Raw genomic sequence first — 22,128 nt, forward strand, 5'->3', positions numbered from 1 at the left:
CACCCGGGCGAGAAAAGAACAGGGCCGGCGATTGCCGGCCCTGTTTGATTCCTGATGCGTGAAACGCGATTTGGGTCAGCCGTTGACGACCATCCGCTTTTCGTCACGGCCGGTCTTCATCCGCTCGGCCAGAAGGAAGGCCAGTTCCAGTGCCTGATCCGCATTGAGGCGCGGGTCGCAATGGGTGTGGTAACGATCCTGCAGATCTGCGCCGGTCACGGCGCGGGCGCCACCGGTGCATTCAGTCACGTCCTTGCCGGTCATTTCGACATGGATACCACCCGGATGCGTGCCTTCGGCGCGGTGGATCTGGAAGAAGCTTTCCACTTCCGACAGGATCCGGTCGAACGGCCGGGTCTTGTAGTTGTTGAGCGTGATCGTGTTGCCATGCATCGGATCGCAGGACCAAACCACTTTCTTGCCCTCGCGCTCGACGGCGCGGATCAGCTTCGGTAGATGTTCCGCAACCTTGTCATGGCCGAAACGGCAGATCAACGTCAGACGGCCGGCCTCGTTGGCAGGGTTCAGCGCATCGATCAGCTCGATCAGGTTGTCCGGCTGCAACGACGGGCCGCATTTCAGACCGATCGGGTTCTTGATGCCGCGGAAATACTCCACATGCGCATGGTCGAGCTGCCGGGTACGGTCACCGATCCACAACATATGGCCGGAAGTCGCGTACCAGTCACCGGAGGTCGAATCGACGCGCGTGAACGCTTCCTCGTAGCCGAGAAGCAGTGCTTCGTGGCTGGTGAAGAAATCCGTTTCGCGCAGGCTCGGCTGGTTGTCGGCCGTGATCCCGATCGCACGCATGAAGTCCATCGTCTCGCTGATGCGATCCGCCAGCTTCTTGTAACGCTCGCCCTGCGGACTATCCTTGACGAAACCGAGCATCCACTTGTGGACGTTTTCCAGGTTGGCATAACCACCCATGGCGAACGCGCGCAAAAGGTTCAGCGTTGCAGCCGACTGACGATAGGCGTCGAGCTGGCGCTCCGGGTTCGGAATACGCGAAGCTTCCGTGAAGTCGATGCCGTTGATGATGTCGCCGCGGTAGGACGGCAGCTCGATCTCACCCTGCTTCTCGAAATTCGAGGAGCGCGGCTTGGCAAACTGACCGGCAATACGGCCGACCTTCACGACCGGCAGCTGCGCGCCATAGGTCAGGACGACGGCCATCTGCAGGAACGAGCGGAAAAAGTCGCGGATATTGTCCGCGCCATGCTCATAGAAGCTCTCGGCGCAATCGCCGCCCTGCAGCAGGAAGGCATCGCCTTCGGCAACCTTGGCAAGCTGTGCCTTGAGGCGACGCGCCTCACCGGCAAAGACGAGCGGGGGAAACTTCGCCAGCTGGGCTTCTGTCGCCGCCAGAGCGGCCTGATCGGGATATGCCGGAACCTGCTGGATCGGCTTGTTGCGCCAGCTGTTCGGGGTCCAATTCTGTGCCATTTGTCTCACCTGTGGGACCGGACCACCGGGTCCGGCCATTCCTCTTCACAATAGAGGCGGCTTATAGACCGTGATGCCGCCTTTGCCTAGCCGGTTTGGACCGGCCGTTTCAGTGAACGATCCGTTGCCGGAGAAACCCTTGAAAGCGTCTCCGGCATCCGAAATCCGGCGGGTCTCAGACCCGCTCGCCGTTCTTCACCCGGTAGCTCGGGTTGTACATCGTCACCAGTTCTTCGGCCGCCGACGGATGCAGCGCCATCGTCCGGTCGAAGTCGTCCTTGGTTGCGCTCGCCTTCAGGCAGATACCGAGAAGCTGCGCCATCTCGCCTGCCTCGTGGCCGAGGATATGGGCGCCGACGACCTTGCGGCTGGCCGCATCGACGATCAGCTTCATGATCATCCGCTCCGAGCGGCCCGACAGCGTTGCCTTCATCGGGCGGAATTCGGCGCGGTAGACTTCAAGCTCGTCATAACGCTTGGCGGCTTCCTCTTCCGAAAGCCCGACCGTGCCGATTTCAGGCTGCGAGAAAACGGCTGTCGGGATCAGGTCGTAATCCGGCGAAGTCGGATTGTTGCGATAGACCGTCTCGATGAAACACATGGCTTCGTGGATCGCGACCGGCGTCAGCTGTACCCGGTCGGTGACGTCGCCGAGCGCATAGATATTTTCCACGTTGGTGCGGGAATATTCGTCGACGACGATTGCGCCGCGCTCGTCGGTCTTCACACCGGCCGCCTCAAGTCCGAGACCCTTGGTATACGGATCGCGGCCGAGGGCCAGCATGACCGTATCGACGGAGAGCGTCTCGCCGCACTTGGTACGAGCGGTGAGGCCGCCCTCAGACGCCTTGGTGACGTCCTCGATGACGTCGGTGAGGATGATCTTGATGCCCTTTTCCGCCATCGCCTTGTGCAGGCCCTGACGCATGTCATGGTCGAAGCGGGAGAGGATTTCCTTGCCGCGATAGATCAGCGTTGTGTCGACGCCGAGACCGTGAAAGATGTTGGCGAATTCAACCGCAATATAACCGCCGCCGGCGATCAGGATCGACTTCGGCAGGGTTTCGAGATGGAACGCCTCGTTGGAGGTTATGCAAAGCTCGTGACCGGGAAGCGCGCTATGCGGGTTGGCAACGCCGCCTGTGGCAATCACGATCCGTTCGGCCGTCACCGTCTCGCCGGTCTTGATGAGCCGCACCGTGTGGGCATCGACCAGTTCTGCACGGCTATCGAAAATCCCGGCCTTGTTGTTTTCAAGCCCACGACGATAAAGCCCTTCCAGACGGGCGATTTCCTTGTCCTTGGCTTCGATTAGCTTCTTCCAGTCGAACGTGCTTTTTCCGACCTCCCAGCCGAAACCGGCGGCGTCCTCGAAATGCTCGTGAAATTGCGATGCGTAGACGAAAAGCTTCTTCGGCACGCAGCCGCGGATGACGCAGGTGCCGCCGAAACGATATTCCTCGGCGATGCCGACCTTCTTGCCGAGGCTGGCCGCGACACGCCCTGCCCTTACACCACCGGAGCCTCCGCCAATTACAAACAGATCGTAGTCATAGGCGGCCATTCTAGTCTCCTTCGGCATATGGGGTGATGCCGCATATAGGCATGTTCCTGAACAAGAAAAAGCCCGGATCGCTCCAGGCTTTTGATAAACGTCCTGCTTTCCTCAGCCGATTATGGCTTCGGCAGGTTGAGCGTCGGTGCCGGCGCGCGCGCAGGGGCCGGAGCGGCTGCGGCAGGCGCCGGAGCTGCGGGGGCCGGAGCGGCTTCTGCCGTCGGCATCTGCACCGGGTTGGCATCAATCACGCCACGCAGCTTTGCCGTGCTCTGGGCCGTCAGGTCACGCGAAATGCCGTTGCTCCAGATCTCGGCTGCACGGCCGAGTTCACGGGCCACGAGCGGCGTGCTGGTCATCAGCTTCTTGCCGGCTTCCGTATTGAAGAAGGTTGCGATGGCCTTCAGTTCGTCGGCCGAGAAGCTCTTTGCGTAGATGGTCGCTGCTTCCTTTTCGAGGTCTGCACGACGCGGAGCGAGAGCCAGGGCCTGCTCGTTGACGATGGCGGAAATCTGGTCCTGGAAATTCGGCGACGACTGGATGAACTGCGCCTTCAGGTTTTCGGCAACAGCCGGCAGGATGTTGTCGTAACGATCCGTGACGTTGAGCGCCTTGATCGCTTCGCGCGCCGCGGCCAGATGAGCCTCCGGAATTTCCTGGGCGCGCGCCTGAACAGCCACGGAGCCGGACAGAAGAACGGCTAGCACAACGGCACGGCCAAAAACCGCGGATTTGATCATGAGTGAATGCTCCTACTTTAATTTGGCCTGAAGCGTCCGCGCTCTCGCCGGGCCGGCGATGATCGCAAGGGACGCCATATGAATGAAAAGTCCGTGTTCCACGACGCCTGGAATTGAATGCAGTTCGGCAGACAGTGCCTCTGCATCAGGAATGCGGCCAAAAGATGCGTCGACGATGTAGTGGCCGCCATCGGTGGTGAAGAGTTCATCACCGCTTTTGCGCATGGAAAGCGAACCGCCGAGACCCAGTCTCGCAGCCGCCTTTTCGATCGAAATGCGCGTCGCCATCTGCCCGAACGGATTGATCTCGATCGGCAATGGGAAAGCGCCGAGCGTCTCCACCAGTTTGCTCTCATCAGCAATCACGATGACACGCTCGGATGCAGCCGCGACGATCTTTTCGCGCAGCAATGCACCGCCGCCGCCCTTTATCAGGGTCAGGTTGCCATCCAGCTCATCGGCACCATCGATCGTCAGATCGAGCTCCGGAAGTTCGTCGAGAGATTTAAGCGAAACGCCAAGCTCCAGGCAAAGCCGTGCAGTGCGTTCCGATGTCGGGACGCCTTGAACGCGCAATCCTCCATGAACCTTCTCGGCCAGCAGGCGGACGAATTCCTCTGCCGTCGATCCGGTTCCGATGCCGAGCCTCATCCCGTCCTCGACATGCGCAAGTGCCGCAGCCGCCGCCTTGACCTTCATTTCCCGGGCGTCCATCCGCCTGTCGCTCCCCGCTGTTTTCGCCGAGAGGCTGTTTACACGCCTCATCGGGAGAGCGGAAGACCCTTGCCGTCGTTTCTCACTGCCAACATGCGGCACTGGTGGCCTTTCAAATGGCGCCCCGGCATGCTTAACCGGAGCAGCCATTCAAAGCAGCAGTGAGGTAATCCCCCGTGAGTTCTCCCCTCGTCATCTTCGATCTCGACGGAACGTTGATCGATACCGCGCCTGATCTGATCGATAGCCTCAATCACACGATTGCGTCAGCCGATCTCGCTCCCGTGACATTCGACGACCTGACCCACCTTGTCGGCCAGGGCGCGCGGGTGATGATCAAGCGTGCTTTCGAGTTGCGCAAGGTGAAGCTCGACGAGACGGAAACGGATACCCTGTTCAATCTGTTTGTCGACCACTACCGCCAGAACATGCCCGGCAAGAGCCAGCCGTTTGCAGGTGTCGTAGAATGCCTGGAACGCCTCGCGGCCGCCGGCATGACGCTTGCCATCTGCACCAACAAAAGCGAGGCGCTGGCTATCCCGTTGATCGAAGCGCTCGGCCTCTCCGGCCATTTTGCCGCGATTACCGGTGGCGATACGTTCCCCGTTCGCAAGCCCGATGCCGCCCATATCTTCGGAACGATCGAAAACGCTGGCGGCAAGCGGGATCATGCGATCATGGTCGGCGATAGTATCAACGACATTCTCGCCGCCAAGAATGCAGGCATTCCGTCGATCGGGGTCGATTTCGGTTATTCCGACGTTCCGATCGCCAGCCTTTCGCCAAGCACGGTGATCAGCCATTTCGATGCGCTCACGGTCGACCTGGTGAACGACCTGCTCGTGACCAGCAAAGTCGCCTCCTGAAGCCAAAAACAAAAGAGGCGGCCAACCGGCCGCCTCTTTTCATATCGGAAACGCTTTAAGCAGATCAGCTACGCGTAGCGCGCGCCGTGGTCGTGGCATCGAAAGCCTTCTTGACCGACGTGTCGCGGTCATAGACGTCGTCGAAATATTCGACCGCACCATCCTTGTTCGGCCATGCTGTGAAATAGGCGACATAGACCGGGATCTTCGCGTTCACCTTTTCGGCAACATTCTTGCCGGCGGCAATTTCTGCATCGACCTGCTGCTCGGTTATCCCAAGCACGGCGGCCGCCATCTTGCGCGGCTCCTGCAGACGCACGCATCCATGGCTGAGCGCACGCATGTCACGCTGGAAGAAGCTCTTCGAAGGCGTGTCATGCATGTAGATCGCATGGGCGTTCGGGAACAGGATCTTCAGATCGCCGAGAGCATTGTCGCTGGATGGCGGCTGGCGCACAGAGATGTTCTGGGTCGAACCATACCAGTTGACGCTGCTTGACGGCATGACCTTGCCGTTGACGGCCACTTCGTAACCCGTACGGTCGAGATAGCTCGGGTCCTGACGCAGCTTCGGCAGCATCTCGTTGACGATGATCGACTGCGGCACACCCCAATAGGGGTTGAACTCGACCGTCTGGATCATGTCCTGGAAGAAGAAGGTCTGGTGGGCCTTGGCGCCGACGACGGCGCGCATCGAGAACTGTTCGGCGCCGTGATCGTGATAATAGACGCGGAAAGCCGGCTGGTTGATGAAGACGTAACGCTGGCCGAGATCGTCCGGTAACCAGCGGGCCTGTTCCATGGCAACGACAACCTTGTCGATCATCGCCTGCGGCGAATGACCTGCCATCTTGCGCAACGTCGCAGTGCCGATGACGCCGTCAGCCTTCAGGCCGACTTCGCCCTGGAACGACTTTACCAGATCGACGAGCTCCGGCGTGTATTCCGGGGTCTTCTGGTAGGCCGCAAGCGTTGCAGCGTGCTGCGTCTTGAGTGCCTCGGAACCCTTCTTTTCGATCACCGCAACGATCAGCGGAAGGTCGGTGCTGGCATTGCCGGGCTTGATCAGCAGTTTTTCCGGAAGCGCAATATCGTCACCGGCATTAGCTGCCTCAGCCTTCAGCTTTGCAAGTTCGGTCTTCAGCGCCTGGAAATTAGGTCCCTGCGGCGCCAGGCCGGCCAGGTAACCGGCAGCATCGGCTTCCTTGGCGGCAAACGGAAGGACAGATGCAAGGTTGGCGTCCTTGCGCTTGAAGTCGTGGTAACCGGAAATCCGGTTGGGGTCGATGCGACCGCGCACCATGTCCTGCGCAAACAGCATGGCCTTGGCAGACAAGGCGAGCTCGAACTGCATCAGCGCCTGTTCATGGGCCAAAGCCGGGGCAGGTTCGCTTGTAGGCGCAGCCTCAACGGTCGTGGCAGCAGCCTCGGCAGTCGGCGATTCTGCAGGAGCAGCAACATCCGTCACGGGTGCGGCGACAGTCTCGACGCTTGCAGTCGTCAGCGACGGCGCGGAAAGCAGATAATCGGCAGGATCGAGGCCATATTCTCCGGCTCGTTCGAAGAGGGCCAGAACGCTCCTCGCCTTTTCGTTGACATCGTCCTGCGACACCCAGACCGGCTCGCCGGCCTTGCCGTAATAGGCTTCAAGAGCCGAAGCGATGTCGGCAGGCGCCGAGACCCTTGCATTGACGAGCGAGTGAAAAGCACCGGTTGCGGCGGCAGCCGCTGCAAAGCCCGATGTCCTTACCAGACGCTGGCTGTCTGCCTTGTAGGTGTAGTAACGGGGTCCGGAAACCTTCGGCAGGGGCTCGGGGTCTGCCAGAGCGCGTTCACTCGGCATGGATTCCTGCGCCCTGGCATTCGCTTGCGCAGCACTGTCCCGCTTGCCCGGACCTCCGCGAAGAATGTCCATGAGAGTGATTGCATGGGCGGGAACGGATGCTCCTGCAAAGATCGAAATACCCGACACGAGCGCCAGCGCGATCGATGTCTTCTTATGTGTGTGCTGCAATGTAGTCCCCGTGACCTTCGTCCGCGTCTCGTTGGCGGGCTCGACTTCAGTATCACGCCATCTATCCGATCGCGTGAGGGATGGAAAGAAAACGGTCGTTCACTTCTCGGTTCCGACGGACGGAAATAAGCGACGCTTCATTCAGAGCAAAGGTTAAGAAATTATTGGTTAATTTTTTACTGACGAACGCTTGTTGCAAATCAAAAAGATCCGCAAATCCACCATATAAATTGCATCACCGTGTCATGAACGACACGCATTACCTGCTGCAAAAAGCCGCAACGGCCGCTTGCGGACATTCGGCAATCGTATAGTAATGCGCCGCGCCGGTACGGTACGCCTCCCTTCATATACTCCAAGGAGTGCGCCGCCGGCTGAAGCATCAGGGAGAAAAGGCAGCAACCATGGCATCGACCCGCACCGAAACCGATACTTTTGGCCCGATCGACGTCGCGAGCGACCGTTATTGGGGCGCTCAGGCACAGCGTTCGCTTGGCAATTTCAAGATCGGCTGGGAAAAGCAGCCGCTTGCAGTGGTTCGCGCACTTGGCATCGTCAAGCAGGCCGCGGCCGTTGCCAACATGGAACTTGCAGGACTCGACAAGGGCATCGGCAAGGCGATTATCGACGCCGCCCAGGAAGTCATCGACGGCAAGCTCGACGACCATTTTCCGCTCGTCGTCTGGCAGACAGGCTCCGGCACCCAGTCGAACATGAATGCCAATGAAGTGATCTCGAACCGGGCGATCGAAGTGCTCGGCGGCGTGATGGGCTCCAAGAAGCCCGTTCACCCCAACGACCACGTCAACATGAGCCAGTCGTCGAACGACACTTATCCGACGGCCATGCATATCGCCTGCGTCGAAACGATCGTCCGTCACCTTCTGCCGTCGCTGAAACATCTGCACGAAGCACTGGAAGCGAAGGTCAAGGCCTTCAGCCACATCATCAAGATCGGCCGCACGCATACCCAGGATGCGACGCCTTTGACGCTCGGCCAGGAATTTTCCGGTTATGCGGCGCAGGTCGCCTCGGCGATCGCCAATATAGAACTGACACTGCCGGCACTTTCGAAGCTTGCCCAGGGCGGTACCGCCGTCGGGACCGGCCTCAATGCACCGATCGGTTTTGCCGAAAAGGTCGCCGACGAAATCTCGAAGATTACCGGCCTGCCCTTCGTCACCGCGCCAAACAAGTTCGAGGCGCTTGCCTCACATGATTCGATGGTTTTCGCTCATGGCGCCATCAACGCTGCGGCCACGGCTCTGTTCAAGATCGCCAACGACATCCGCTTCCTCGGTTCCGGCCCGCGCGCCGGCCTTGGCGAACTGTCGCTGCCGGAAAACGAGCCGGGTTCCTCGATCATGCCAGGCAAGGTCAACCCGACCCAGTCGGAAGCCCTCACCCAGGTTTGCGCCCACATCTTTGGTAACAATGCTGCGCTTACCTTCGCCGGCAGCCAGGGGCATTTCGAACTCAACGTCTACAACCCGATGATGGCCTACAACTTCCTGCAGTCGGTGCAGTTGCTCGGTGATGCCGCGGTATCGTTCACCGACAATTGTGTTGTCGGTATCGAGGCGCGCGAAGACAACATCAGGAAGGGTGTCGAAAACTCGTTGATGCTGGTCACTGCGCTGAATTCGAAGCTCGGCTACGACATCTGCGCCAAGATCGCCAAGACCGCCCACAAGAACGGCACGACACTGCGTGACGAAGCGGTTGGCGGCGGTTACTTGACGAATGAAGAATTCGACCAGTATGTCCGTCCGGAAAACATGATCGGTCCGAAGTAAAAAATAATGAATGAAACTCCGCATTCCGGCGCATCGCCGGAATGCGGCCTCTGAATACCGCAAATTTCTCTATAGAAATACATATATAACTAAAACGAATAATCCTCAAATACCATACGTAACTACCTATCACATTGAGTAGAAACAAATTTTAGCGATAACGAAACTTCTTCCCGTAACTGTGGAGAAGTGCTTCTGAAATAGAACATTAATTATTTTCCAATAGTTTTTAATATAAGATTTTATCAAATACATGTAGTGGGGTCTAACTGGGGGTCGTCTATGACGACGATATCTGCATCGAAGCCGCATTCGGGTGACCTAATGGGGCAGATCATCTATGCAGTGCGGTCTATGGGCGTCTCGCCCATTCCGCGCAACTATCAACTTTTTTATGAAGCTTATATCGGGTCGAATCCAGATCTGACGCGAGAACTCGCTGCGCTTGGCAGCAGGGCCACTCAGGAAGACCTGGATATCATTTCAGAACGTTATCTTGGCGGGCCTCAGGCTGCCGTTATCGAGAAAGCAAACGACCGTTTGCTTGGGGAACTCGATGCGCTGCTGAAACTTTTGCGCCAGGAACAGAACTCGCTTGAGAGCTACGGCAAGCTGCTCAGCGAGACCGCGTCCAGAATCAACACGAAGAGCAGCTTCTCTACCGACATCATTCGCAGCGCTATCAGCCTTTTGCATCAGGCTACCGATGACAAGATGGTGCAGGGAGAAAAGACCGTCGACGACATGGTGCAGCGATCCAACGAGATGGATCAGGTGCGCCGCGAACTCGATGAGTACAAGCGCATCGCCAATACAGATTCGCTGACGCGGCTGTCGAACCGCCGTGCCTTCGATGAACGCCTGGCGAGTTCCTTCGATAATCAGACTGCACTGCCCCTCACTGCGCTGGTTCTGGCGGACATCGACAATTTCAAGAAGATCAACGACAATTTCGGTCACCCGGTTGGCGACAAGATCCTCGCGACGGTCGCTTCGGTCCTGCGCGCCAATGTCCGCAAGGATGTGTTCGTCGCCCGCACCGGCGGCGAAGAATTCGCCATCATCGTGGAGGGCAATACGCCCGACGAGGTGATGGTGATCTGCGAGCGCGTGCGCCGAGCACTCGAGACCCGCACCTTTCGCAATTCCCGCTCCGGCGTGAACTACGGACCGGTAACGATCTCGCTCGGTTATTCGATGGCCGTGCAGGCAGCCGATCCCGGCGAACTTTACGCACAGTCGGACGCGGCACTTTATTATGCCAAGAACAGCGGCCGCAACCGCTCCGTCTTCTTCGAAGATAGCATGAAGAGCCACTACATCAGCAAAAACTGGCTGATCTACAAGAAGTAAGGCGTTCGGTTCGGCCGTTTTTCAACTCTGGCGCAGAATCCTTTGTTTCACCACATGGTTTTGGCCGCACGCTGCGGCCACTCCCGATCATATGTATCGCGATCGAAATCGGCCTTGGCCGCCTTCAGCAATTGTCCAGGGGTCGGCAGTGTTGCAGGATCGACAAAACGATCGGCATTCCACAATTCGGATCGCATCAGCGCACGGGCACATTGGAAATAGACTTCGTCGATCGTGATAACCGCTACCGTTCGCGGATGTTTTCCATCCATATCGAAACTGTTCAGCAGCGCCGGGTCGATAGAGACCACGGCCTTGCCGTTGACTCGCATGGTCGTGTTTGAGCCTGGAACAAGAAACATCAAAGCGACCCGCGGATCGCGCACGATGTTGATCAGCGAATCGACACGGTTGTTGCCGCGCCAGTCCGGCAGAAGAAGCGTGCTGTCGTCCTTCACCCTCACCACACCGCCGGCATCGCCGCGTGGAGAACAGTCGAGCCCTTCCTGACCGACAGTCGCCAAGGCGACAAACGGGGCAGTCTCGATCATCAGCCTATATTCCGGTGTCAGTGCTGTGGTCACCTTCGCCACAGATGCCTCGCTGACACCGTCATAGATCGCCTTCAGCGCCTCGACCGAAGTTATGATCGTAACTGTATCGCTCATGTTGCAGCCTCCTGCGCCGCAGCCTGCGCGGCTGCGCGGCGTTCACGCTCGCGGCCTGTCCTTGCCGCGATGACGTCTGCCGGCTGCGCATTACCCTTCATCAGCGAGCGGCCTGCGTAAATTCCGCCGATCTGCTCAATGGCGAAACGTTCGCGATCCGTCTCGCGGAACTCCTCGATGATCTGGGCTGCAAGCTCCACTTCCTCGCCGAGCGTGGTCAGCACTTCGCTGCCGAAATTCAGCGCCGATTCGTAGGTCTCGCGGATCTGGTAATCGACACCGGCCTTCAGAAGATCGATGGCGTGGCCACGGTCGTAAGCGCGCGCCAGAAGCGGCACCAGCGGAAACTCGTCCTTGACGATCTGGGCGATCTTCACCGCGGCTTCCTTGTCGTCGATGCAGATCAGGATCGCCTTGGCACTCGCAGCGCCCGCCGCATGCAGGATTTCCGGCCGCGATCCGTCGCCGTAATAGACCTTGAAGCCGAAATCGCCGATGTCGCGAATAAACTCGGCATCCCTGTCGACGATCGACAATGTATAGCCACGTGCAAGAATAGGCTGGCTGACGATCTGGCCGAAACGGCCGAAACCGATCATCAGCACTGTTCCGGCAATATCCTCCGGCGCATCCAGCCCACTGGTATCGACCTGCGGTTTTGGGGCGATCCGCACATAAATGGCCACGACCAGCGGGGTCACCACCATGGACAGCACGATCGTCGCCGTCAGCAGAGCATTGGTTTCAGCGTCAAAAATACCGACCGACGTGGCGGCCGCATAGAGCACGAAGGCAAACTCGCCGCCCTGCGCCATCAGGATCGCTCGTCCCACACTTTCCGGGTGTGGTGCACCGAGAAGCCTTGCGACGCCATAGATCACCAGCGCCTTGACGATCATGTAGGCGATCACCGCGAGGATCACATGCTGCCAGTTGGCCGCGATGACAGCCAGATCGACTGCCATGCCGACGCCGAGGAAGAAAAGGCCGAGCAAAATGCCGCGGAAGGGTTCGATATCGGCTTCCAGCTGATGCCGGAAAGATGATTCGGAGAGCAGCACGCCGGCCAGAAAAGCGCCCATGGCCATGGAAAGGCCGGCAAGATCCATCAGCAGCGCCGAACCGAGGACCACGAGCAATGCTGCGGCCGTCATCACCTCGCGGGCGCCGGAATTGGCGAGCAGCCGGAAGAACGGGTTGAGCAGATAACGCCCGGCCACGACCAGCGCCACGAGCGCGGCAAAGCCGACACCGATGGATTTCAGACGTTCCAAAAGCGATACAGCCTCGCCTTGCGAAGCAAGCAGCGCCACGATGGCCAGCAGCGGCACGATGGCAAGATCCTCGAACAGCAGGATCGAAACGATATGCTGGCCCTTCGGGGTGTGCAGATGATTGCGCTCCTGCAGCATCTGCATGACGATTGCCGTCGAGGTCAGCACGAATCCGGTTCCGGCCACGAATGCCACCGGTGCGGACTGTCCGAAGCCGATGCCGATCGCCATCAGCGCCACGATACAGGCACAGACCTGCAAGGCGCCAAGCCCGAATATATCTTTGCGCATACTCCACAGCCGCGATGGCTGCATCTCGAGTCCGATGATGAACAGGAACATGACCACGCCCATTTCGGCGATATGCAGAATGGCCTGCGGATCGGAAACGAGTTTCAGGCCGAAGGGGCCGATGACCAGCCCTGCTGCCAGATAGCCCAGAACGGATCCCAGCCCGATCTTCTTGAACAGCGGCGCCGCAATGACGCCCGCACCGAGAAGGGCCACGACCTGGACCAGTTCACTCGCATTTGATTCTGCTGCCACCCGTTGGCCCCCTTTTATATTGTTCTGCCGTTACCGCGCTCGTGCGACACTATCGCGACTTAAGCCCTTAGCGGCCAGATCATCTTCGTATTGTCGAAATAGATCGTCGCCGTCCGTGCCAAGCTCGCGCAGATAGCGCCAGGTGAAGATGCCGCTATCGTGACCGTCGTCGAAGGCGATGCGCACGGCGTAATTTCCGGCCGCCACGAGATTGCGTATCCCGACCGTCCGCTTGCCCGGAACCGTCACTTTCTGGCCCGGTCCGTGCCCCTGAACCTCGGCCGAGGGCGACAGAACCCGCATTCGTTCTGCAGGCAAGGCAAAGCTCGCGCCGTCATCGAATGTTACAGTCAGCGTTCTTTTGTCCGCCGAGACGCGCAATTCCGTCGGCCAGCTGTCGTTCAAACCCTCGGTCATATCCGCTCTTTCAATTTGATCGGCTCAGGATTATGGATTTCGGCAATTCGCTGCAACCCTGTCCGCATCATCACGTTCCAGAACCTATCCTTGACGTTAAGCAAGATAGCCACCAGATTCGGACAGCAGGAGTAAAAAGACGTGAATTCGATAGTCGCCCCACCTCTACTGGCAGATCCGACAGCGGCCCACGCGCCGATGATCGATCCGTTCGGCCGATCGGTGACATATCTTCGCGTTTCCGTGACGGACCGCTGTGATTTCCGCTGCACCTATTGCATGGCGGAAAACATGACTTTCCTGCCGAAGAAGGATCTGCTGACGCTTGAGGAGCTCGACCGGCTCTGTACCGCCTTTATCGCCAAGGGCGTGCGCAAGCTCCGCCTCACGGGCGGCGAGCCGCTTGTGCGCAAGAATATCATGTTCCTGGTCGAAGCACTCGGCAAACATATCGAGGCCGGCCGCCTGGACGAGTTGACGCTGACAACCAACGGCTCTCAGCTTGCCCGCTATGCGCAGGAGCTTCATGATCACGGTGTGCGCCGGATCAACGTGTCGCTGGATACGCTGGACGAGGCCAAGTTCAAGGCGATCACCCGCTGGGGCAATTTCCGGCAGGTCATGGATGGCATCGACGCGGCGCAGAAGGCCGGTATCAGGATCAAGCTCAATGCCGTGGCGCTGAAGGATTTCAACGATCTCGAAATCCCCGAGATGATCCGTTTCGCGCATGGCCGCGGCATGGACCTGACGCTGATCGAAACAATGCCGATGGGCGAGATCGACGAGGACCGCACCGACCGTTATCTGCCGCTGTCGCAGGTGCGTGCAGGCCTGGAAGAGAAGTTCACGCTTTCCGACATTCCCTACAAGACCGGCGGCCCGGCGCGGTATTTCGAGGTGAAGGAAACCGGCGGTCGACTCGGCTTCATCACGCCCATGACGCATAATTTCTGCGAGAGCTGCAACCGCGTCCGCCTCACCTGCACCGGCACCCTCTATATGTGCCTCGGCCAGGAGGACGCCGCCGACCTGCGCACCGCGTTGCGTGCGTCGGGAGACAACGAATATCTGGCGGCCGCGATTGACGAGGCGATCACCCGCAAGCCCAAGGGCCACGATTTCATCATCGACCGGACCCACAAGCGGCCCGCCGTCGCCCGGCATATGAGCGTCACCGGCGGGTAGCCACTCGTCGCGGTCTCACATCATCGTTGACGACATCCGGCGAACGGTCGGCAAGCAGCAAAAAGCCGCCGTCGTTTCCGAAGGCGGCTTTTCGAGATTTACCCAAGACGCGAGCTCATGCCCGCATGTCAGGCTGCATCGCTGCGATATCCACGCTGCCGCGTCTCTCCATAATGCTGGCCGGTGTCTCCCGTTCTGAAGCGGCCGATCTTATGGGTCAGGTCCTCCACCCTGTGACGCAGACCACGGATCTCGGCATTGTTCTCCTCGACCATTGCGGCATTCTGCTGGGTGATCAGCTCGACGTCATGCACGGCCTGGGTGACCTGGGTAATGCCGGTGGACTGTTCTGCCGCAGCAGAGGAAATCTGTGCCACCAGTTTACGGACGTCGGTCACATGCGCGATGATCTTCGAAAGCGCCTCGCCGGTTTCCTCGACGAGCTGGACGCCGCTTTCCACCTGGTTTGCGCTAGCCGAGATCAGCTGCTTGATCTCGCGTGCAGCACCGGCACATCGCTGCGCCAGTTCGCGGACTTCCTGGGCGACGACCGCAAAGCCGCGCCCCGCCTCGCCAGCGCGAGCAGCCTCGACGCCGGCATTGAGCGCCAGAAGGTTCGTCTGGAAGGCGATCTCGTCGATCACACCGATGATCTGGCTGATCTTGTCGGAGGAACGGCTGATCTCGCCCATCGCATTGACGGCGCGCGACACGACTTCGCCGGAGCGCACCGCAAATTCTTCCGTCTCGTTGACCGATTGCGATGTCTGCCGGGCATTTGTTGCCGTGCTGCGCACGACATCGCTCAGGTGGCGCAAAGCCCGCGAGCTTTCCTCGAGTGCTGCGGCCTGCTGTTCTGTGCGCCGCGCCAGATCGTCGGCAGAGGCAGACAGGTTGGCGGTACCGCCGTTGATCTCCTGTGCAGCAAACCCGACTTCCGACAATGTCGCACGCAGCGCATCGACAGCCTGGTTATAGGTTCTGGCCATCACGACGAAATCGGCCGGCAGGTTTTCGTCCATGCCTGTCGCCAGATCGCCTTCCGCCAGATTGCCGAGCACGCCGGACAGCGCCGTCAGCGCATGCTTCTGGTCCGCTGCGACGCGGGCACGTTCGCTGGCGCGCTGTTCGGATTCAGCGGAAGAGAGTTCGCGCGCGAGGGCGGCTTCCTGCTCCAGCCGGACATTCTCCCTCGCCGCATCGCGAAACACCGTGACGGAGCGCACCATCTCGCCGATCTCGTCGCCGCGCTCTCGGCCCTCGATCGAAACCTCCAGATCGCCATCGGCAAGACGCTTCATTACTTCCGTCACCCGACGCAGCGGTCCACGCAGCGTCTCGACCAGCATCAGGCCACCGGCGATTGCCAGAACCGTACCGACGACCATGGCGACGACCGAAAGGTTTGCCGACCGTTCACTGTCTTCCTTGCCGACTTCCTGAGCCTGGGCGACAAAATCCTTCAAGCCCGCCATGGCAGCGGTCAGAGTAGCGGCCGAAGCCGTCTTCTTCTGCTGCCAGTCACCGGCAATCGCGATCAGCTTGGCTGACCCTGCGTCCAGCAATGCCAGCTGCGGCTCCAGCTTCACGCCAAACCCAGCCATGGTGAAATTGGTCTTGGCAAGCTCCGAGACGCGGGCCGAAACGGTACGCAGGCCCGCAGTCGCCTCAAGAAGCGGCCTTTGTGAAGCCTCGCTCATCGTGCCGCTCATCCGCTCGACAAGAAGTTTCAACTCGTCGATACGACGTAGCGAATCCTCTGTCTGGCCAAGCAGTTCACGCTGAGCGGTGACATCACCTTCAAGGCCGACGAACCTTTCAGCGGCGGTTACCGCCCTGCTGTTGGACAGATTATCCAGATCCCTCTGGATCGGCATGAGGGCGCTCGTTCCGACACGCGCCGCCTGCGCCTTGTCGGCAATCGCACCCTCCCCTGTAACCGCCGCCTTCAGCTTGGCAGCGGCCTGACGCGCAGGATCGAAGGCCTTGCCCGCCTTTTCGGAGATCAGCGTACTGATCTTGGCGAACTCCTCTTCCAGCGGGCCGAGATAGAGCTTTGCCGTATTGATCGCCGCGTCGTCGCTTTCGGCGCGGCGCATGGCTTCGCGCAGATCCGAGATTCGACCCGACACGGCGTTATAGGCATAGGCCTCCAATAGCATGCCCTTGGCGAATTTCTCCTTGCCCGCACTCTGCTTGCGCAGAGTGCCAATCTGCGCTTCCACCTCCGTGCCGAGCGCATCGATCTCCGCCACGGCGGTTGCCATCTGCGTATCCGTTTCATCCCGAAGCATTTTGACCGCCCACAAGGCGTCCGCATGGCCGCGCATGGCGGACGCGAGGCCGATGACCGGCGCGACGCGCGCGCGATCCCCCTCGTTTGCCAAAAGGCCATTCAGCGTGACGACACCTTTTTCCTGGGTGTCGATATCCGCCTTCAGCGCCGCCAGCGTCTTTTCGTTCGGGACTGAGGAATAGTCCTGCAGGCTTGCCTGAAGTCGCTCGAAGTCGCCGATATTCTCAATCGTCGCGCGGGTAACGGTCATGTGGCCGTTCAGCGTGTTCGCCGTATAATACCCGGCAAGGCCCACGCCTGCGATCAACAGAACCAGGGGAACAACAAACAGAAGAACCTTGGTGACAATTTTCCGGCTTTGCAAAAGTCGATCGATAAACAATTTTTTCCCCGTCATTTGGCTGCGCTGAGGGCACGACTGCATGTGTGCGCAACGGAGCGATTCCTGCCTCATGCGGGAACATTGGCACACGATGTCCACTTTCGGTTGAGCAACCGTTAATGGCAACTGGCGACATTTTCGCGCGGGGAAAAGAGAGCGGAAAAACGCTGGCAGCGACCATGCCGATCACGTAAACACGCACAGCAGGGGTGGAGGAATCAGGATGGCATTGTCGGACAACACGCGGGGCGCGCTGCTCATGGCGACCGCGATGGCAGTGTTTTCCTGCAATGACGCCATGGTGAAGTCTTTGACCCATGATCTCAGCATCCCCCAGATCATGGCGGTGCGCGGCGTATTGACGACGGCACTCGTTTTAGCGGTGTCGATCGCACTCGGCGCACGACTGTCGTTCCGCACGCTCACCCATCCACTGGTGCTGTTGCGGACCGCATTCGAGCTTGGCGCAACGCTTTGCTTCTTCAATGCGCTTGCCAGGATCGACTTTGCCTCGGCCGCATCGATCATGCAGTCGCTGCCGCTGGCGGTAACGCTCGGAGCTGCGCTTCTGTTTCGTGAACCGGTCGGCTGGCGGCGCTGGAGCGCCATCATCGTCGGTTTTCTCGGCGTACTGCTGATCATCCAGCCCGGACCGGAAGGTTTTTCCACCGATGCACTGTTCCCGCTTGCTGCCGTCTTTTTCACCGCGTCCCGCGATCTGGTAACGCGCCGGATCGCGAAGGAAATCCCGACCATTCACGTGACCCTGTTCACGTCCTTCATCATCATGGCAGTCGGCTTTGCTCTGATCGGCCCGACCGGTGGCTGGCATCCGATTTCAAGCTTCAACTGGCTGCTTCTTGTACTTACCGCAATTGCCGTATTCTGCGGCTACCAGACCATTATCCTTGCCATGCGCGGAGGAGAGATCTCCTTTGTCGCCCCGTTCCGCTACACGAGTCTGATCTGGGCGCTGGTGATCGGCGTTCTTGTTTTCGGCGAACGTCCGGGGATGACCGTTCTTGCGGGCGCGGTCGTCGTTATCTGCTCCGGCCTCTATACATTCTATCGGGAAAGCCGCCGCTCCATCGATACGGCGAAAGCGGCCGCCGTACCTCCGGCGAGCGGCTGACGATGCGCCCGCCCGGTCTGATCCTCGCCGGCGGCAGGTCGAGCCGCATGGGAGAAAACAAGGCGCTTCTCCGGCTCGGTAACGACACCATTCTCGGTCATATCGTGCGCAGACTTTCGCCGCAGGTCTCGACGCTCGCAATCAACAGCGCTGTTTCCTTTTCAGGGTTTGAGACGTTCCACTATCTTGAAGACCGTCCCGGCAGACGGCTCGGACCGCTCGCCGGCATTCTGACCGGGATGCGCCATTTTTCGGCCCAACCATCGGAACCGTCCCATTTCGCCAGCGCGCCTTGCGACAGCCCTTTCCTGCCGCTCGATCTGGTGCCTCAGCTCACCGCAGCCTGCCCCGATCCCGAGACCATCATCATCGCGACCTCACTGGATCGCCGCCACCCGGTTTTCGGGCTCTGGCCGGTGGCTCTGGCCGATGATCTCGAACAATGGCTGGTGGATGACGGAAATCGCCGCATCAACGCATTTCTCAATCGTCATCGCACGGTGACCGTGAATTTCCAGCCGCTTCATACGCGTCACGGCGCACTCGATCCCTTCTACAACATCAATACGCCCGAAGAGCTTGCCCATGTCGCAACTTTCGCGGAGAGCCTTGAATGAACAAGACGCCCGCCTTCGGCATTTCCGGATGGAAAAATTCGGGAAAGACAGGACTGACGGTTCGTCTGGTCCAAGAGCTTACCGCTCGCGGTTACCGCATCTCGACCATCAAACATGCTCACCATGAGTTCGACATCGACAAACCCGGCGCCGATTCCTTCCGGCACCGGGAAGCAGGTGCCGGGGAAGTGGCGATCGTATCGGGGACGCGCTTTGCCATCATGCATGAATTGAGAGGCGCCGCAGAGCCGACGCTTGCCGAGATCCTTTTGCGAATGGCGCCCTGCGATCTGGTGCTGGTCGAGGGCTACAAGCGGGAGGCCATCCCGAAAATCGAGCTGCGCCGAATGGAATCGAAAAACCTAGAGCCATTGGCTCCGAACGATCCCCATGTCGTCGCCATCGCTGCGGATCATCCGATCGAAAAGCAGGCATTGCCCGTCTTCGATCTGGACGACACAACGGCGATCGCCGATTTCATCGTGAGCTCAATCGGCCTTTCAATACGCTGAAAGCCGCCGGCCGGATGGCCGACGACTTTCTTTTTCAGAACATGCAGCCGAACTGCTTACTGGTTCGAGGCGACCGGCTTCACCAGCGGCGTGATACGACGGATCGTGACACGACGGTTCTCCTGGTTGGCGGCCTCGGTGTTCACCTTCAGATATTGCTCGCCATACCCCTGTGTCGTCAGGTTTTCCGGCGGAATACCGAAAGCATCAGACAGGACCACGGCGACCGATTCCGCCCGGCGGTCGGAGAGAACCAGATTGCTGTCGTCGGATCCGACCGCATCCGTATGGCCTTCGATCAGGAAGGTTTCGGATGGATCCTTCTTCAGAACCTGATTGATCGCATCGGCGACCTTGCGCAGCGAACTTGCCTGGTTCATCGGAATTTCAGCGCTTCCCGTGGCAAAGGTGACCGTATCGAGATCGATACGCGGAACCTTGTCACGGATACGGGCTGAATAACGGACCTCGTCGAGCGAATAGGGACGTTCGACCCGCTCGACCGGCGGCTGCTCGAGGAACCGGTAATAATCGCGGTCCGGCTCGCTGGACGTATCGATGATATAATCATCGACCGGCACACCGAGACGCATCGGCGGCAGATCGTCGCCCGGATCGCGCCAGGTGTAGTCCTTACGGTCTTCGAGAAGCTCCGGCGCGTAATAGAGCACGTATTCCTTGCCGCCGCGCACGATACGCGAACGCTGGACGACCTCGCCGTAGCGGTTGCGGATGGTGACGACACGGGTGCCGTCATCGCGCTCGATGACTTCGCGGAAGCGACCGTCGCCGAGACGCTCGTATTCCGGCTCGCGACCGTCCTCATAGAAGCGACGGCTGTCGTTGTGGCGGACGATGCTCTGGTTATCGATCGAGATGATCACACGACCATCGTCGCGATCACGATCCCGGTCGCGACGTGGATCGCGGTCGCCGGCAACGTCAGCCGGACCGCGGACATCCCATCCGCGCGGCTGTTCGAAATCGGGCCGGCGGTCCATGCGTTCGCCACGTTCCTCGACCATTTCGCGCCGCTGATTGCGCCAGCGGTCACGCTCTTCGCGGGTGACGGTATCGTTGGCCTGGGCATCGGCATCGGTCCGTGGCGGCGGCAGCATCGGACGATCCTGTGCCTGCTGCTGGCCTTGTGCCCGCGGGTCCCCCTGACGATCGGGACGGTTCGGATCCCGACGTGGACGGTCACCATCGCGTTGCGCGCGATCAGGCCGCTGCTCCTTGGCACTGTCGAGCACGGCAGCACCGTTTTCGACCGGAAGCCTCGGCTGCTCGGCGCTCTGCTCTACTGGACGCGGCTGATTGCGCTCGCCACCGCTCACCGCACGCTCAGGTGCCTTGTCCGCATCCTGCGCCTGCTGACGAGAAGGCTTGGGCGGCTGCCCGGCCTTCTGATCGGGCTGCGGTGCTACAGGAGCCTGGTCGGCATTCTGCTGCGGGCGAGGTTTTGGCGGCTGTATCGCGTCACCCTGACCAGCCTGCTGGCGCTGCGGACGTTCGCCCTGCGGCTGTTCAGTCTGTAGCCGTTCTGCCTGCTGCGGGCGCCCCTGGGGCTGTTCAGCTTGCGGCTGTTCGGCCTGCTTCTGGCCTTCCGGCTTTGGTTTGGGCTGCTCGGCCTGCTGCGCAGCCGGCTTTTGAGGCTGCTTTGGTTCCGGCGCCTTATCGGCATTCTGCTGCGGACGAGCTTTTGGCGGCTGTACCGCTTCACCCTGGTCTGCCTGCTGACGCTGCGGGCGTTCGCCCTGCGGCTTTTCAGTCCCTGTCTGTTCCGTCTTGGGCTGTTCCGTGTTGGGCTGCTCGGCCTGCTTCTGGCGCTCCGGCTTTGGTTTGGGCTGTTCTGCCTGTTCGGCAGCCGGCTTTTCAGGCTGCTTTGGTTCCGGTGCCTGATCGGCATTCTGCTGCTGGCGCCGCTGCGGTCGCTCACCGCCCTCGCCCTGATCCGCCTGTTGTTCACGACGCTTCGGGCGTTCACCCTCCGGCTGCTCGGCGCGCTGGCGAGGTTGCGGGCTCTCTTCGGCCTGACCGGCATCCTGTTGCTGGCGCCGTTGCGGACGTTCACCGCCTTCGCCTTGCGGCTGTTCGGCACGTTGCTGGCGCTCGCCGCGCGGGCGTTCTCCGCCCTGTCCTTCTTCGGCCTGCTTGCGGCGCTTCGGGATTTCCTCACCTTCTGCCGGAGCAACCTGCTCCTGTACCCGGATGATTGCGGGCGCCGCAGTCTGCGCCGATCCGAGGTCCAGACCGGACGGCAGGGCGTAGGCGGGTTGCATCAACAATGGCAGGGACAAAACAGGTGCCGCCACGCTGGCGAACAGTCTGGATTTCATCGACATGGCATTTTCCTTCTTCTGGCTTTCGTCCCTAGTTGCGCGACCGTCTAGACGGGCCTGCCTCTTGCGAGCAGATTTTCGCGGCACCACAACTGTATTTGTTTCAATTAGGTTCCCATTATGGCCGGCAACGAAGGTCTTAATGATCGGGACCAAAGTCTGAACTGCACTTGAATGGCGCGTTCATCGGCTCCTACGGCATGCGCCATCTTGGCGCATCGGGAACGTCTCGGAACATTGATGCAACCTGTTTTGTTATGCGAAAAT

The 22,128-nt window shown here is 59.9% G+C and carries 17 protein-coding genes; 7 read left to right on the plus strand and 10 right to left on the minus strand.

Annotated elements, in window-relative coordinates; all coding sequences use genetic code 11:
• Nucleotides 1-75 precede the first annotated feature (75 nt).
• The 4 genes from FHP24_RS00485 to rpiA all read right to left on the minus strand — a co-directional run bounded on the left by FHP24_RS00485 (nucleotide 76) and on the right by rpiA (nucleotide 4,458).
• On the minus strand, nucleotides 76-1,449 hold the full coding sequence (locus FHP24_RS00485; protein ID WP_139671357.1) for a class II 3-deoxy-7-phosphoheptulonate synthase: 1,374 nt from the start codon (nucleotides 1,447-1,449) through the stop codon (nucleotides 76-78).
• A gap of 175 nt (nucleotides 1,450-1,624) precedes the next feature.
• Nucleotides 1,625-3,013, minus strand: a complete 1,389-nt coding sequence (gene gor, locus FHP24_RS00490; protein WP_139671360.1) for a glutathione-disulfide reductase — start codon at nucleotides 3,011-3,013, stop codon at nucleotides 1,625-1,627.
• A gap of 110 nt (nucleotides 3,014-3,123) precedes the next feature.
• Nucleotides 3,124-3,744, minus strand: a complete 621-nt coding sequence (locus FHP24_RS00495) for a DUF2059 domain-containing protein (protein WP_139671363.1) — start codon at nucleotides 3,742-3,744, stop codon at nucleotides 3,124-3,126.
• 12 nt (nucleotides 3,745-3,756) lie between these two features.
• A complete protein-coding gene (gene rpiA / locus FHP24_RS00500) occupies nucleotides 3,757-4,458 on the minus strand; it encodes a ribose-5-phosphate isomerase RpiA (protein WP_139671366.1) in 702 nt (233 codons plus the stop codon).
• Between the two features lie 176 nt (nucleotides 4,459-4,634).
• On the opposite strand from rpiA, the gene FHP24_RS00505 reads away from it, so the two are divergent.
• Nucleotides 4,635-5,324, plus strand: coding sequence for an HAD family hydrolase (locus tag FHP24_RS00505; RefSeq protein ID WP_139671369.1), 690 nt, complete (start codon nucleotides 4,635-4,637; stop codon nucleotides 5,322-5,324).
• Between the two features lie 64 nt (nucleotides 5,325-5,388).
• Here FHP24_RS00505 and FHP24_RS00510 read toward each other — a convergent pair whose 3' ends face one another.
• A complete protein-coding gene (locus FHP24_RS00510; protein ID WP_139671371.1) occupies nucleotides 5,389-7,338 on the minus strand; it encodes a L,D-transpeptidase family protein in 1,950 nt (649 codons plus the stop codon).
• A gap of 404 nt (nucleotides 7,339-7,742) precedes the next feature.
• On the opposite strand from FHP24_RS00510, the gene fumC reads away from it, so the two are divergent.
• Together fumC and FHP24_RS00520 are read left to right on the plus strand one after the other, a co-directional pair.
• Nucleotides 7,743-9,134 carry a class II fumarate hydratase gene (gene fumC, locus FHP24_RS00515; RefSeq protein ID WP_139671374.1) on the plus strand — a complete coding sequence of 464 codons (1,392 nt, stop codon included), beginning with the start codon at nucleotides 7,743-7,745 and terminating at the stop codon, nucleotides 9,132-9,134.
• A 282-nt stretch (nucleotides 9,135-9,416) separates the two neighbouring features.
• Nucleotides 9,417-10,487, plus strand: coding sequence for a GGDEF domain-containing protein (locus tag FHP24_RS00520; RefSeq protein WP_139671377.1), 1,071 nt, complete (start codon nucleotides 9,417-9,419; stop codon nucleotides 10,485-10,487).
• Nucleotides 10,488-10,534: 47 nt separating this feature from the next.
• On the opposite strand, the gene FHP24_RS00525 is transcribed toward FHP24_RS00520, so the two are convergent.
• From FHP24_RS00525 to FHP24_RS00535, 3 genes are read right to left on the minus strand one after another with little or no spacing between them, the layout of a single operon-like run.
• Nucleotides 10,535-11,155 (minus strand): pyridoxamine 5'-phosphate oxidase family protein, encoded by a 621-nt coding sequence (locus FHP24_RS00525; protein ID WP_139671379.1) that lies wholly within the window; start codon nucleotides 11,153-11,155, stop codon nucleotides 10,535-10,537.
• Nucleotides 11,152-12,975: a monovalent cation:proton antiporter-2 (CPA2) family protein gene (locus FHP24_RS00530; protein WP_139671382.1), complete on the minus strand. Its 1,824-nt coding sequence runs from the start codon at nucleotides 12,973-12,975 to the stop codon at nucleotides 11,152-11,154. Before FHP24_RS00530 ends, FHP24_RS00525 begins: the two co-directional genes overlap by 4 nt.
• Nucleotides 12,976-13,005: 30 nt before the next feature.
• A complete protein-coding gene (locus FHP24_RS00535) occupies nucleotides 13,006-13,392 on the minus strand; it encodes a gamma-butyrobetaine hydroxylase-like domain-containing protein (protein ID WP_180355841.1) in 387 nt (128 codons plus the stop codon).
• Nucleotides 13,393-13,590: 198 nt separating this feature from the next.
• Here FHP24_RS00535 and moaA point away from each other — a divergent pair, with 198 nt between their 5' ends.
• A complete protein-coding gene (gene moaA / locus FHP24_RS00540; RefSeq protein WP_139676056.1) occupies nucleotides 13,591-14,580 on the plus strand; it encodes a GTP 3',8-cyclase MoaA in 990 nt (329 codons plus the stop codon).
• A gap of 128 nt (nucleotides 14,581-14,708) precedes the next feature.
• Here moaA and FHP24_RS00545 read toward each other — a convergent pair whose 3' ends face one another.
• Nucleotides 14,709-17,273 carry a methyl-accepting chemotaxis protein gene (locus FHP24_RS00545; protein ID WP_139671385.1) on the minus strand — a complete coding sequence of 855 codons (2,565 nt, stop codon included), beginning with the start codon at nucleotides 17,271-17,273 and terminating at the stop codon, nucleotides 14,709-14,711.
• A 208-nt stretch (nucleotides 17,274-17,481) separates the two neighbouring features.
• On the opposite strand from FHP24_RS00545, the gene FHP24_RS00550 reads away from it, so the two are divergent.
• Genes FHP24_RS00550 through mobB form a run of 3 tightly spaced genes read left to right on the plus strand, consistent with a single transcriptional unit; the run spans nucleotide 17,482 to nucleotide 19,519 of the window.
• A complete protein-coding gene (locus tag FHP24_RS00550) occupies nucleotides 17,482-18,390 on the plus strand; it encodes a DMT family transporter (RefSeq protein WP_139671388.1) in 909 nt (302 codons plus the stop codon).
• 2 nt (nucleotides 18,391-18,392) lie between these two features.
• Nucleotides 18,393-19,007 carry a molybdenum cofactor guanylyltransferase MobA gene (mobA, locus tag FHP24_RS00555; RefSeq protein WP_139671391.1) on the plus strand — a complete coding sequence of 205 codons (615 nt, stop codon included), beginning with the start codon at nucleotides 18,393-18,395 and terminating at the stop codon, nucleotides 19,005-19,007.
• Entirely contained in the window at nucleotides 19,004-19,519 is a 516-nt protein-coding gene (mobB, locus tag FHP24_RS00560) for a molybdopterin-guanine dinucleotide biosynthesis protein B (RefSeq protein ID WP_139671393.1), read from the plus strand. Before mobA ends, mobB begins: the two co-directional genes overlap by 4 nt.
• A 56-nt stretch (nucleotides 19,520-19,575) precedes the next feature.
• Here mobB and FHP24_RS00565 read toward each other — a convergent pair whose 3' ends face one another.
• Nucleotides 19,576-21,864 carry an OmpA family protein gene (locus FHP24_RS00565; protein ID WP_139671396.1) on the minus strand — a complete coding sequence of 763 codons (2,289 nt, stop codon included), beginning with the start codon at nucleotides 21,862-21,864 and terminating at the stop codon, nucleotides 19,576-19,578.
• Nucleotides 21,865-22,128 lie beyond the last annotated feature (264 nt).

The sequence above is a fragment of the Aliirhizobium smilacinae genome, from assembly GCF_006335145.1.
GTDB classification, from domain to species: Bacteria; Pseudomonadota; Alphaproteobacteria; order Rhizobiales; family Rhizobiaceae; genus Neorhizobium; species Neorhizobium smilacinae.